Below are 13,184 nucleotides of genomic sequence, written 5' to 3'. Positions count from 1 at the left end.
TTAGAACAATTTACTAGACCAGCCAAGCTTATTCCGTAAGACGTGATAGTAGCTGTAGTCTTTTGGATGGATGAGCTTTAGTACATTTGGACTTTGATAGATGTGAATTTCGTCGCCAGGGGTAACTGGAAGTGAGACTTGTCCATCACAGCTAACTTCTTGTGTTCCACGGTTTTCTGGTGATACCACCAATTTAATTCGACGTTTTCCATCAACCACCAAAGGTCGACTCGACAATGTATGAGGGAACATTGGCACGAGTGAAATGGCATTCAAGCTAGGAGAAAGAATTGGGCCGCCGCCAGAAAGTGAATATGCCGTCGAGCCAGTCGGAGTGGAGACAATCAAACCGTCGGCCCGTAAAGAGAAGGCGAAGCTTTCATCAATATACACTTCAAATTCAATCATATGAGCAATTTGCCCTGGGTGAAGTACGGCTTCGTTTAGCGCAGCGTTATGGCTCTTTATTTGTCCGTGGCGGTGTACTTCCGCCTCTAAAAGAAAACGCTCCTCTTCAATGTACTCACCGTCGAGTACCGCTTGCAGAGACGCTTGGAAGTCGTCTGGGTTCAAGTCAGTTAAGAAGCCCAAATTTCCGCGGTTCACGCCTATAACTGGTACATCAAATCGGGATAAAATTCTTGCTGCACCTAGCATGTTGCCATCGCCACCAACCACAATGGCTAGATCGGCATTTTTTCCTAGTTCAACTAAGCTAGCAAACTGACTCTGTGGGATATCATCCAGTATTGCGGCAAGGCGATCGTCAATGAATACTTTATAGCCCTCAGAGGTCAACCATTGGTACAACTCTTTATGAGTTTGAATTGCTTGTTGATCTCTTGGTTTTCCGATAATCGCGATCACGTTACATGGATTTTTCATAGCATTTCCGCATTAAAGAGGCTTGAATCAGGAATCTTCATCCCCATAATAATGGCAAGTCACCTAAATATGCGAATTTTTATGTGGTTAAAGCCCGCAAAAACGCGCATGGCTTTAAGGGCATTATGTTGAATTCTGGAGATATCATGAGCAACGAAGAAAACAAAGTTACAGAAGAAGAGCTTGATCAAATCATCGAAGAGGCTGAAAAAGTAGAAGCTGAAGCACAAGAAGTTGAAGCTGAGCTTGAAGAGCTTGGTGATGAGACAGACGCTAAGATTGCTCAACTAGAAGCGGCACTATTGTCTAGCGAGGCAAAAGTAAAAGAGCAACAAGATGCGGTGTTGCGTTCTAAAGCTGAAGTAGAAAACATGCGTCGTCGCACTGAGCAAGAGATCGATAAAGCACGTAAGTTTGCGTTGAACAAGTTTGCAGAAGAGCTGCTTCCTGTTATTGATAACCTAGAGCGTGCAATTCAAGCGGCAGATACAGAGAATGAAACTGTGAAGCCGTTCCTAGAAGGCGTTGAACTAACCCATAAAACGTTTGTAGACGTTGTCGCGAAATTTGGCTTGAAAGCAATCAACCCTGAAGGTGAAGCATTCAATCCAGAGTTCCATCAAGCGATGTCGATTCAGGAGAGCCCTGATCATGAATCAAACACTGTTATGTTTGTTATGCAAAAAGGTTACGAACTAAACGGTCGTGTGATTCGTCCGGCAATGGTAATGGTTGCTAAGTAACTTTAACTCCCTGTTTTTTAAATATAAAAGCGCCCATCATTTTTGATGGGCGCTTTTTTGTTTTAAACATAAATGACTGCATCGAACTTCGTTGTATATCGATAAATGAAAATTTGATCCCCTTCATATTTTTTCCTATTGGTTAATTATTTTCCTATAGGAGATTTTCTCTCATCTCGCTGCGTGTTTATTAACGGAAAGGGCTATAAGTGATTGTAATCATTCGCTGTGTGAATGTTTGTTCTGCATAGGAATGTAAATATAGTCATTTTTTCTAAAACAATTTCGTTAACAAAAATGTAAATTATCACTTTATTTTGTAACTTCGGTGTGTATGATTTGCGACTAATGCTTTAAAAGTAAGCATATATAACTACAAAAATGTAAATAGTAAACACAGCATATCGGAGATTTATAATGGATAAATCGCTTTCTAGTAAGATTTTTATAGGCTTGTTTGCCGGCCTTGTGCTGGGGACAGCAATTCAGTACTTATTTAGCGGTATTGCGATTTTTGATACATACCTACTTGGAGCAGCAGAAGGTGTTGGCGGCATGTTCGTCTCACTGATCAAATTGCTTGTTGTTCCTTTAGTTTACGTTTCAATCGTATGCGGCATTGTTGACTTGAAAGATATCAGTGCATTTGGTCGTCTTGGTGGAAAAACTTTTACCCTTTACATTCTTAACACCATCATTGCGATTACGGCGGCTTTGACTGTCGGCTTGATCTTCCAGCCAGGAGCGGGCGCTAATCTAGCAGGAACGGTATCTGAGGCTGTACAGCTGACAACGACAGAGACGCCGGACATTTTCTCTTTAGTTGTTAACATTGTTCCTAGCAATCCTGTACAAGCGTTTGCTAGCGGCGACATGCTGCAAATCATCTTTATGGCAATTTTGACGGGGCTTGCAATTCAAGCTTTGGATTCTCGTGGTGGCCCAGCTATTCGCACATTCAAAATGGCAAATGAAATCATGATGAAATTGGTTGGATTAGTGATGAGTCTTGCACCATATGGTGTGTTCGCACTAATGATTCAACTAGGTGCAACGCTAAACGCCAATACATTAATGTCCGTTGCCGGTTACGTGGCTTTGGTGGTTGCGATGTTGGTGTTTTGGATCTTCTTCTTCTACCCAATGGCAGTGAGTATTGCGACAGGAACTTCTCCAAAGACTTTCCTACGTGCAACTCGTGAGCAGATTCTTTTTTCTCTATCTACCGCGAGCTCAAACGCGACTATCCCGGTAACGATGCGCACACTGACAGAAAAGCTTCAGGTCTCTAAATCGGTTGCTGGCTTCGGTGTACCACTGGGCGCAACGATGAATATGTCTGGTGTGTCTATCTATATTGCTCTAGCAACGATGTTTGTTGCGAACGCTTTTGGCCAGCCAATTAACACCGCAGACATCTTCACACTTGGCTTAACTATTCTTCTGTTATCTATTGGTGCTGGCGGCGTTCCTGGGGGCGGCGTGGTAATGGTAGGCGTTTTGCTTCACCAACTGGGTTTACCACCTGAAGGTTTAGCAATCATTGCAGCGGTCGACCGTATTAATGATATGTTCTGTACATCATCTAACGTTGTCGGCGACACGGCAGTGAACACCATTGTTGCAAAAACAGAAGGTGAGATAGGTAAAGAAGAAGGTGTTGATGCTGAGCCTGCTCAAGCGAACGCCTAATACCTTGAATCATTTATTTTAACCCTAATATTGAAGCGAGCTCTTATGAGCTCGTTTTTTATTTAGGAAGAGTCGGACATAAATAAATTTATCTGGGAAATGACGTTTTGTTGCGCTACAGCAGTGTGACGAGTTCCCAACTAATCAGAAAGAAACACATAAATTTCGAAAAAAGACGCTTTTTTTTAATTCTGCCCTTGAAAAGCATTTTGCCGCCCTTATCTATGTGGCATAGAGAAGCAAACATTGATTATTTTTGTTTGTGAGCAAGGGTTGAAACCCGATTCTCCTCCCCCCACATTGGGGTTATAACCAAACGAAAATAGAATTTATTCGGAGATAGCCAGATGGGTAAAATCATTGGTATTGACTTAGGTACTACTAACTCATGTGTTGCTGTATTAGACGGCGACAAACCACGTGTAATTGAAAACGCAGAGGGCGAACGTACTACTGCATCGGTTATTGCTTACACTGACGGTGAGACGCTAGTAGGTCAACCAGCGAAACGTCAAGCAGTAACTAACCCAGAAAACACGCTATTTGCAATTAAGCGTCTAATCGGTCGTCGTTTTGAAGACGAAGAAGTTCAGCGTGACATCGAAATCATGCCTTACAAAATCGTTAAGGCTGACAACGGTGATGCTTGGGTAGAAGCGAAAGGCCAAAAAATGGCAGCTCCTCAGGTTTCTGCTGAAGTTCTTAAGAAAATGAAGAAAACTGCTGAAGACTTCCTTGGTGAGGAAGTAACTGGCGCAGTTATCACAGTACCTGCTTACTTTAACGATGCTCAGCGTCAAGCGACAAAAGATGCTGGCCGTATCGCAGGTCTAGAAGTTAAACGTATCATCAACGAACCAACAGCAGCTGCGCTAGCTTACGGTCTTGATAAGAAAGGCGGCGATCGCACTATCGCGGTATACGACCTTGGTGGTGGTACATTCGATATTTCAATCATCGAAATCGATGAAGTTGAAGGCGAGAAAACATTCGAAGTTCTAGCAACTAACGGTGATACTCACCTAGGTGGTGAAGACTTTGATAACCGTCTAATCAACTACTTGGTTGATGAGTTCAACAAAGAGCAAGGCATCAACCTTAAAAACGACCCACTAGCAATGCAGCGTGTTAAAGAAGCAGCAGAGAAAGCGAAAATCGAGCTTTCTTCTACTTCTCAAACAGACGTAAACCTACCTTACGTTACTGCAGATGCAACTGGTCCTAAGCACATGAACATTAAAGTGACTCGTGCAAAACTAGAATCTCTAGTTGAAGACCTAGTACAACGCTCTCTTGAGCCATTAAAAGTAGCTCTAGCTGACGCTGACCTATCAGTAAACGACATCACTGACGTAATCCTAGTTGGTGGTCAGACTCGTATGCCAATGGTTCAAGCGAAAGTTGCTGAGTTCTTTGGTAAAGAAGCGCGCCGTGACGTAAACCCTGACGAAGCAGTAGCAATGGGTGCTGCAGTTCAAGGTGGTGTACTTGCTGGTGACGTTAAAGACGTACTACTACTAGACGTAACTCCACTGTCTCTAGGTATCGAGACAATGGGTGGCGTGATGACTAAGTTAGTTGAGAAGAACACAACTATCCCAACTAAAGCGAACCAAGTTTTCTCTACAGCGGAAGACAACCAGAGCGCGGTAACTATCCACGTTCTACAAGGTGAGCGTAAGCAAGCGATGTACAACAAGTCTCTAGGCCAATTTAACCTAGAAGGCATCCAGCCTGCACCACGTGGTATGCCACAAATCGAGGTTACGTTTGACCTTGATGCGGATGGTATCCTACACGTGTCTGCGAAAGACAAGCAGACTGGTAAAGAGCAGAAGATCACTATTCAAGCTTCTGGCGGTCTAAGCGATGAAGACATCGAGAAAATGGTTCAAGAAGCAGAAGCTAACAAAGAAGCGGACAAGAAGTTCGAAGAGCTAGCGACTGCACGTAACCAAGCTGACCAAATGATTCACGGTACTCGTAAGCAAGTAGAAGAAGCTGGTGAAGCGCTACCTGCAGAAGAGAAAGAGAAGATTGAAGCAGCAATTTCTGAGCTAGAAACAGCACGTAAAGGCGAAGACAAAGAAGCTATCGATGCTAAAGTTCAAGCACTAATGACTGCTTCTCAAAAGCTGATGGAAATCGCTCAACAACAAGCTCAAGCGCAGCAAGCACAAGGTGCTGACGCAGGTGCACAGTCTAAAGAAGACGACGTTGTAGATGCTGAGTTCGAAGAAGTTAAAGACGACAAGAAATAATATTTCTTAACCAGATGGCTGCATAGCCATCTGGGGTCGATAAGACTTCGTGTGCGGGCGTTTGGGGCAACTCTTACGCCCGTCTGTTTGTAAACGCTGTCTTTCTAGTTAAGTATGTTGCAGACAAGTGCACTTACCTAGAACGATACAAACACCAAGCGGTGAATCGATGCCGTTTGTAGTAATTAACTGGTGACGAAGAACATGTCAAAACGTGATTTTTACGAAGTATTAGGCGTAAGCCGTGATGCCTCAGAGCGCGATATCAAAAAGGCGTATAAGCGTCTAGCGATGAAATTCCACCCAGACCGAAACCAGGGTGATGATTCTGCGGCGGACAAGTTTAAAGAAGTAAAAGAAGCGTACGAAGTTCTGACCGACCCTCAAAAGAAAGCGGCGTACGACCAATACGGTCATGCAGCTTTTGAACAAGGCGGCGGTGGTTTCGGTGGCGGCGGCTTTGGCGGCGGCGGTGCTGATTTCGGCGACATCTTTGGCGATGTATTCGGTGACATCTTTGGTGGTGGTCGTCGTGGCGGTGGTGGCCACCGTGCCCAGCGAGGTGCTGACCTACGTTACAACATGGAATTGACGCTAGAAGAAGCGGTTCGTGGTGTAACGAAAGAGATCGAAGTACCGACACTAGTACACTGTGATACCTGTGATGGTAGTGGCGCGAAGAAAGGTTCATCTGCTGAAACATGTGGTACCTGTCATGGTCATGGTCAAGTACAGATGCGCCAGGGCTTCTTCGCAGTGCAACAAACCTGTCCTACCTGTCACGGCAAAGGTAAAATCATTAAAGACCCTTGTAATGAGTGTCATGGTCAAGGTCGTAAGCAGAAAACAAAAACACTTAACGTTAAGATCCCAGCAGGTGTTGATACTGGCGACCGTATTCGTCTATCTGGCGAAGGTGAAGCGGGAGAAATGGGAGCACCAGCGGGTGACTTGTATGTACAAGTGCACGTGAAAGAGCACCATATCTTCGAGCGTGATGGCAACAACCTATACTGTGAAGTGCCAGTAAGCTTTGCGATGGCAGCTCTAGGTGGTGAAGTTGAAGTACCAACCCTAGATGGTCGCGTAAGCCTAAAAGTGCCTTCAGAAACGCAAACAGGTCGTATGTTCCGTATGCGTGGTAAAGGTGTGAAAGGCGTTCGCGGTGGCGGTGTTGGTGATCTTATTGTTAAGTTGGTTGTTGAAACACCAGTAAACCTAAGCTCACGCCAAAAAGAACTGCTCAAAGAGTTTGAAGAGTCTTGTGGTGGTGAAGCGGCGACAAAGCACAAGCCTAAATCAGAAGGCTTTTTCAACGGTGTGAAAAAGTTCTTTGATGATTTAACCAGCTAAGACGTTAGTGAAAAGCACAAATACAAAGGCCTGCTAAAATGCAGGCCTTTTTGCATCTCGGTGTTCTTCCTAATTCCAGCAATCACTTGGTTCTTCGACATTTGTTGACGTTAAAGTAATCGTTTTAGAACCAGTCAAGCACTCGTCGTCGTCTTGTCCCAGAGCCGATTTTGCTGTTGCTGTAATGGTATAGGCCGTACTTGCAGAGCTCGCAATATCGAAAGAAAATCTATTTGTGTCTGAGTCACATAGAGTGCATGTGCCTCCAGAGAGAATATGACTCCAGTCGTACCCACCATCATAAGATGTCTCTAGCTCTAGCTGAATTCGACTAAGATCGCTCAAGGCAACCGTCCTATGAGACTTGATTACATGATTAGTGTAAGAGGGGTATGCGACTGCAGCAATGATCCCGACAATCACTACAGCTACCAGTAATTCGATCAATGTCATCCCTCTCAATCCTTTTTTGTAGCCGTTACAACGAGAAATTCGAATCATCACGAGTAGTTTCCTTTTCACTTTTCCGCCTATTTTTGGCAGGTGATAGCATCTGTGCAAGATGAATTACGGCCCTTTTGCCGTTTACATAGGAATTTGGGAAATGCCTCGCGGGTTTACGTTGTTGGAGCTTCTTATTACTGTTGCTGTACTGAGTATTATATTGGCGTTTGCAGCTCCAAGCTTTAGCCGTGTTTCACAAACTGTGCAAATGCAGCGATTAGCAACTGAATTAGCTGGTTTTCTAAGCCAAAGTAAGTCCGAGGCGGTAATGAGAAATCAAAAATTATATATTCATTTCTCTATGGCTAAAAACGTCGTTGTCAGTCAAGGTGCATGGTCTCTACAGTTAACTAACTCGTCTAGCGGCTCTGGGGGCGTAATTTTAAGCCTTTCCGGCTCTGCCTACTCTGAATTATCTTTGAAGCACAGCTACGAGAATCAAAAAATAAGCTTCGATGAGGTCCGTGGACGACCCCAAGGAGGAAATATAGAGTTTTTCCCAACTAATGCTCAAAACATAAAACTACAAGCAAAGCTCTCCAACCCTCCCGGAAGGATAAAAATTTGTAGTAACTCTGGAGCTAAGTTATATGATTACCGTCAGTGCTAACAAACGCTATCAAATAGGTAGCTCTTTAATCGAATTGATGATTAGTTCTTTAATTGGGTTAATTGTCCTTAGTGTAGTGGGCTCTATATTCTTGAGTTTACAAAAAACAGCAAAGGAAAAAAGCTTAGGGCTAAATTTATTGCAAGGTCTGAATATCACTTTATCTGTTATGAAAGAAGATATTCAAAGAGCAGGTTATGATGGTGGGAACGGTAGTTCACTCAAATTATCCGGAGCTACAGGAACCATAATGCTGAGCGGCGCCTCTTCTGTAGGGCTTGTGTATTTTAAAGAGGACTCAGCTGCCAATGAAGACTATCGAAATATTAAGTATGAGAAGAGAGATACTCGGTTTTTTATATGTGAAAAAGGTGTTGTGTCTCAAACACAAATATTATCTTTTGATGGTATAGATTTTTGTCGTTCTCTATTTGATGATGATATTTTCCAAGTTACCCAATTCACCGTTAGTTCAGAAACAGTGACTAATGGAGGAAATGTAAGTTCGGTCACGAGCGTTAAGTTAGGTTTGAAAACGATTGATGGAGCCTTTAGTGAAGTTGCGGAGTTTTCTATCAAACAAAGGAATTGGCAATGACATCTAAATATAGCTATTCCGGTTATACCACTTTGCTTGTGACTTCTATACTTTTATTACTTGCTTTAATTGCATCATTAGCATCATCCAAAGGTGTATTTTTTCAAATAAAAGTTGCGCAAAACGAAATAAAATCTCGACAAGCACATTGGTTAGCGGAAGGAGGTGTTGAATGTGCATGGGCGCAATTTAGAGTTAATAATATTGTACCAGCCGTAATAACAGATTGTGGCTCAGGGCTTTGGACGATTCCGAGTTTTACGAGTACTTCCAATGGGTATTTGGTTACTTCTAATGTTGGATTTACAAGCATTAGTAAGGAGATTATTTTGGGAGGTAACTTGAGTTATGGTGCAATGCAGTCTAGTGCAGACATTTATTTTCATTCTAGTGCAACGTTCTCTACTCCAGACCCAGGGGAATTGAGCAGCGATGGGTGGGAGTGTATTGCGTTAAGGTATAAAAAGCGCTTTTACTCCTCTTCAGTTGATAATAAAGGCGTAATTCATGGAGAGTCTCCCTATGCCGATTTTAACAACCCTACAAATAAAGATTGTGCAAACACGACGGCAAACCGTCATCTCTCATCTAGTGTTGGCGGGGTTGATGCTGGTGATGATTTTACTCAAGATACAGATTTAAAGCCATTTGAATCCTTCTTTGGAGTAAAGGCTGAAGAGCATAACGATGTCCGAGATAATGGTGTATTTCATGTTATGACGGGCTCAGTGGCTGATGGTATACCTAATTGTGGTGCTGCTTTAACAGCAGAAATTCAGTCAGGGAAGCATCATTTATGGGTGGAAGGGAGCTGTGAAATCAAGCAATCGGAATACAATGATTTAGTGAATGCTACATCATCGACCAATGGCGTAACAGTGCTCATTCATGATGGTCTTTTCTCCGTGATGGGACCACCGAGCTCCGGCGCTACATCAAATAAGTTTAAAGGGGTCTTGTTTCATTTCAATCATGATTATACCCCGACAACAGCGGATTGGGTTGGGTTCGAAGCCAATGCTCACCTAAATCATGTGCCAAGTGTTGTTGAAGACTCATACAGGACAATAGCTTCTTATTATCAGCATGGTTCTTTTACGGTATCTGGTGGTCAATATTTTGATAGTGAAGATCAGGCAGCGGTTTTCTTCGATTCTTTGGACTTTAGATACAATAAAGATGTGATAGACAATTCAAGGAATGCGCATGCAATTCCTAGATGGAAAAAAGGCTCCTGGAATGATCTCTAAACAAAAAGGTTTTAACCTTCTTGAAGTTCTAATTTCTTTTCTACTTATAGGTGTTGGGGCACTAGGTTTAACTAAGCTAAACGTGTATTTAGAACGCGAATCCGAATATGCCATAAAAAGTATTGAAGCACTTCGTCTAGCAGAAAACCAGCTCGAATGGTTCCGGACGCGTGGTGCTTCTGCGGCGATGTCTACCATCACACCTGCAAATTTTGCTTCTATTGCAACAGGCTCTTCTGTTACTGGATCTTATGTCGTCGAGTGGGAAGTTCCAGCTGCCACGGTTTCAGGAACACTGAAAACTATCACCATTACCTCTAGCTGGAAGGATAGAATTGGCGAGACGCGATCAGTGCAGCTTAAAACGATGATCTCACAATACAGTGAATTCGAAAACTAAGTTCAATTGCATACATGGGCTGGGACAAATGCGGGTGTAATTCCTGTTTAATACCGGATTTGTCACGGTTAATAAATAGTTTTTGAACTGTTAATTGAGTTGATGTGCTACTGTTTTTATTATGTTTAATTGAAGTGGTGTTTTTGCAAAATATGTCTCCAATTATGAAAAAAAATCTAGAACCTTGTGCTTTCTCCATTAGTGTTTACTAGAATACTCGTTGGATAGTAGGTCGTTATAATTATTCAAATAGGCCTTGGCACCAACATCATTCACTATGGAGTTACCATGAGTAACCAAGCTGTAAATAAGGCACCATCATCGAAGCCGAGCGGGATGGAGCGCTTTTTAAACTTTATCGAGAGGACAGGTAACAAAATTCCTGATCCTGCGATTTTGTTCTTCTGGGCATTGATCATTACTTGGGCGGCGTCAGCACTTTTGTCGAATGTATCATTCGATCTTCCAAACCCTCGAACGGGCGAAGCTCTTAGTATCACCAACTTACTTACGGGCGAAGCGCTAGCAAGTTTCCTTGCTAACATGGTGACGACGTTTACTGGCTTTGCGCCACTGGGTATCGTACTTGTCGCAATGCTAGGTGTGGGTGTTGCAGATTCTTCGGGCTTTATTACGACGGGTCTTAAGAAGATGCTGAACTTCACGCCAGCTAAGCTTCTTACTCCAATGCTTATTTTGGTTGCCATTGTATCGCATACTGCGGCAGATGCAGGCTATGTTCTGGTTATTCCTCTTGGCGGTATTATCTTCCATGCGGCAGGTCGTCACCCTTTAGCAGGTATTGCGGCAGCATTTGCAGGTGTATCTGGTGGCTTCTCTGCAAACTTTATCCCTTCAGGTATCGATCCGCTATTGGCTGGCTTTACGCAAACTGCGGCGCAGGTTCTTGATCCTGAATATGTGGTTAACCCATTAGCGAACATCTTCTTCACTGGCCTATCCTCTATCATTATTGTGGGGATTGGTTGGTACGTGACAGAGAAAATCATCGAGCCTCGTTTATCAAAAATGCCAATTGATGATGATGCGGAAACCGCGCCAAACCTAGGTTCATTTACTGAACTGGAATCAAAAGCATTCCGTTATGCAGGTTGGGCAATGATGGCGGGTATTGCTTTACTTGTTGCAGCGTTAATTCCAGAAACATCAGCACTTCGCTCGCCTGAAGGTGAAATTACTGCCTTCTCAGCACCGATAATGAAGTCTATCGTGCCGTTGATCTTTATTCTGTTTATCATTCCTGGTTACGTTTACGGTAAAGTGTCTGGAACGTTCAAGACCAGCAACGACATTATCAAAGCGATGGCTGATACTATGTCAACCATGGGCGCATACATTGTTATGTCGTTCTTCTGTGCTCAGTTCCTATCTGCATTTGCTCAGTCAAACATCGGTACGATGCTAGCGTTGTATGGCGCAGAAGGCTTAAAAGCGATGAACCTACCAGGTGAAGTGACCATCATCGGTATGATCCTTCTAACCGCGTCTGTAAACCTACTTATTGGTTCGGCATCGGCAAAATGGGCTTTAATTGGTCCAATCCTAGTGCCAATGCTAATGGCGGTTGGTATCTCGCCTGAGCTGTCTCAGGCGGCTTACCGTGTGGGTGACTCTGTATCGAACATCATTTCGCCTCTAATGGTATTTTTCCCTCTTGTTGTGGTTTACTGTCAGCGTTATGTGAAGTCGGCTGGTATCGGTACGCTTGCGTCACTAATGATGCCATTCTCGATCGCAATGCTGATCGGTTGGTCTATCTTCCTAGTTGCTTATTGGATGGTAGGTATCCCGCTAGGCATTCAAGCTCCTTACACTTACACAATGTAAAAACGTGTAGGGTGTGAAAGCCGCTAATTGGCAGCCAAAAAGCGCAGGTCTTCGATCTGCGTTTTTTTGTTCTCGTAAAACGAACATCGATAGGTCTTGTAACTAGTTTTTTGGAGTTGCAGACTTTGTCCCGTGATGTGTTGCTGTAGTGAAACCGAAGTTGGTGATAAAATTCCTGACTTCAATCGTTTTTTGTTTCTTTGGAGCCTCCTTTGTCTAACCATCCGTTTTCCCCTCAAGATGAATTGTTTATGCGCAGAGCGATGGAGCTTGCTGAGCAAGCAGAAGCTGAGGGGGAAGTACCTGTTGGCGCAGTGCTTGTCAAAGATGGTGAAATTATCGCTGAGGGGTGGAATCGCTCTATTGGTACTAATGACGCTACCGCACATGCTGAGATCCAAACGCTGCGTAAAGCAGGCCAAAAGCTAGAAAATTACCGCCTTCTGGATACGACGTTATATGTAACACTTGAGCCATGCCCAATGTGTGCCGGAGCCTTATTGCATAGCCGCGTTAAGCGGGTTGTTTTTGGAGCGCCAGATTTAAAAGCTGGAGCAGCAGGAACAGTGCTTAATTTGTTTGAAAGTCAAGCCGCTTACCATTACGCCTTAATTGAAAAGGGGCTGCTAGAAGATGAGTGCCGTACTCAGCTACAAGCGTTTTTTAAGCGCCGCCGAAAGGAAATTAAAGCGAAGAAGCAAGCACAAAAAGCATTAGAAAATGGAGAGAGCGAACAAGGTAGTAGGAGTAGTGAGGGCTAGCAAACACCTACAACGTGGTAGATGTTTGCTTGGACGCACTAGTGATTGACTAAATGTACAAAAACACGATTACGTGAACTTACTTTCTTTTTCATACATGTCAGTTTACGTTTACGTCGGATAGCAGCTACTGTGTTATTTAAACGCTTTGACTGCACTCTACGTCTTCTCATATTCAAAACCTCCTGCAGACAAGACTTTTACCAGTAAAGTGCGGCTCATCGATGCTTGGCAATAGGCTCGATAATCGCACTAAACATTGTATGGTTTAAACGTTCT

The 13,184-nt window shown here is 43.5% G+C and carries 12 protein-coding genes; 10 read left to right on the top strand and 2 right to left on the bottom strand.

Going from position 1 to position 13,184, the window contains the following annotated elements:
* Positions 1 to 885, bottom strand: coding sequence for an NAD(+) kinase (gene nadK / locus R7Q41_RS16145; protein ID WP_005381631.1), 885 nt, complete (start codon positions 883 to 885; stop codon positions 1 to 3).
* 146 nt (positions 886 to 1,031) lie between these two features.
* On the opposite strand from nadK, the gene grpE reads away from it, so the two are divergent.
* The 4 genes from grpE to dnaJ all read left to right on the top strand — a co-directional run bounded on the left by grpE (position 1,032) and on the right by dnaJ (position 6,934).
* The gene (grpE, locus tag R7Q41_RS16140; protein ID WP_021034134.1) at positions 1,032 to 1,628 is read left to right on the top strand and encodes a nucleotide exchange factor GrpE; all 597 of its coding nucleotides are present in this window, start codon (positions 1,032 to 1,034) and stop codon (positions 1,626 to 1,628) included.
* Positions 1,629 to 2,045: 417 nt separating this feature from the next.
* Positions 2,046 to 3,320: a dicarboxylate/amino acid:cation symporter gene (locus R7Q41_RS16135; RefSeq protein ID WP_005381625.1), complete on the top strand. Its 1,275-nt coding sequence runs from the start codon at positions 2,046 to 2,048 to the stop codon at positions 3,318 to 3,320.
* A gap of 347 nt (positions 3,321 to 3,667) precedes the next feature.
* On the top strand, positions 3,668 to 5,581 hold the full coding sequence (gene dnaK, locus R7Q41_RS16130) for a molecular chaperone DnaK (protein WP_005381623.1): 1,914 nt from the start codon (positions 3,668 to 3,670) through the stop codon (positions 5,579 to 5,581).
* A gap of 204 nt (positions 5,582 to 5,785) precedes the next feature.
* Positions 5,786 to 6,934 (top strand): molecular chaperone DnaJ, encoded by a 1,149-nt coding sequence (gene dnaJ, locus R7Q41_RS16125; protein WP_005381620.1) that lies wholly within the window; start codon positions 5,786 to 5,788, stop codon positions 6,932 to 6,934.
* A 69-nt stretch (positions 6,935 to 7,003) separates the two neighbouring features.
* On the opposite strand, the gene R7Q41_RS16120 is transcribed toward dnaJ, so the two are convergent.
* Positions 7,004 to 7,435: a type IV pilin protein gene (locus R7Q41_RS16120; RefSeq protein WP_017820588.1), complete on the bottom strand. Its 432-nt coding sequence runs from the start codon at positions 7,433 to 7,435 to the stop codon at positions 7,004 to 7,006.
* A 103-nt stretch (positions 7,436 to 7,538) separates the two neighbouring features.
* Between R7Q41_RS16120 and R7Q41_RS16115 the strand changes: the two genes are divergently transcribed.
* The 6 genes from R7Q41_RS16115 to tadA all read left to right on the top strand — a co-directional run bounded on the left by R7Q41_RS16115 (position 7,539) and on the right by tadA (position 12,905).
* A complete protein-coding gene (locus R7Q41_RS16115) occupies positions 7,539 to 8,048 on the top strand; it encodes a GspH/FimT family pseudopilin (protein ID WP_017820589.1) in 510 nt (169 codons plus the stop codon).
* Positions 8,029 to 8,646, top strand: a complete 618-nt coding sequence (locus tag R7Q41_RS16110; protein ID WP_017820590.1) for a PilW family protein — start codon at positions 8,029 to 8,031, stop codon at positions 8,644 to 8,646. Before R7Q41_RS16115 ends, R7Q41_RS16110 begins: the two co-directional genes overlap by 20 nt.
* Entirely contained in the window at positions 8,643 to 9,896 is a 1,254-nt protein-coding gene (locus R7Q41_RS16105) for a hypothetical protein (protein ID WP_017820591.1), read from the top strand. Before R7Q41_RS16110 ends, R7Q41_RS16105 begins: the two co-directional genes overlap by 4 nt.
* On the top strand, positions 9,886 to 10,296 hold the full coding sequence (locus R7Q41_RS16100) for a prepilin-type N-terminal cleavage/methylation domain-containing protein (protein ID WP_005381606.1): 411 nt from the start codon (positions 9,886 to 9,888) through the stop codon (positions 10,294 to 10,296). Before R7Q41_RS16105 ends, R7Q41_RS16100 begins: the two co-directional genes overlap by 11 nt.
* A gap of 288 nt (positions 10,297 to 10,584) precedes the next feature.
* Positions 10,585 to 12,144, top strand: a complete 1,560-nt coding sequence (locus R7Q41_RS16095; RefSeq protein ID WP_017820592.1) for an AbgT family transporter — start codon at positions 10,585 to 10,587, stop codon at positions 12,142 to 12,144.
* A gap of 212 nt (positions 12,145 to 12,356) precedes the next feature.
* On the top strand, positions 12,357 to 12,905 hold the full coding sequence (gene tadA, locus R7Q41_RS16090; protein WP_082240141.1) for a tRNA adenosine(34) deaminase TadA: 549 nt from the start codon (positions 12,357 to 12,359) through the stop codon (positions 12,903 to 12,905).
* Positions 12,906 to 13,184: the final 279 nt, after the last annotated feature.

The organism is Vibrio sp. 2096 (assembly GCF_033339595.1).
GTDB lineage: Bacteria > Pseudomonadota > Gammaproteobacteria > Enterobacterales > Vibrionaceae > Vibrio > Vibrio alginolyticus.
The sequence above is the reverse complement of the archived record's forward strand: the minus strand, read 5'-3'. Positions and strand labels throughout refer to the sequence as shown.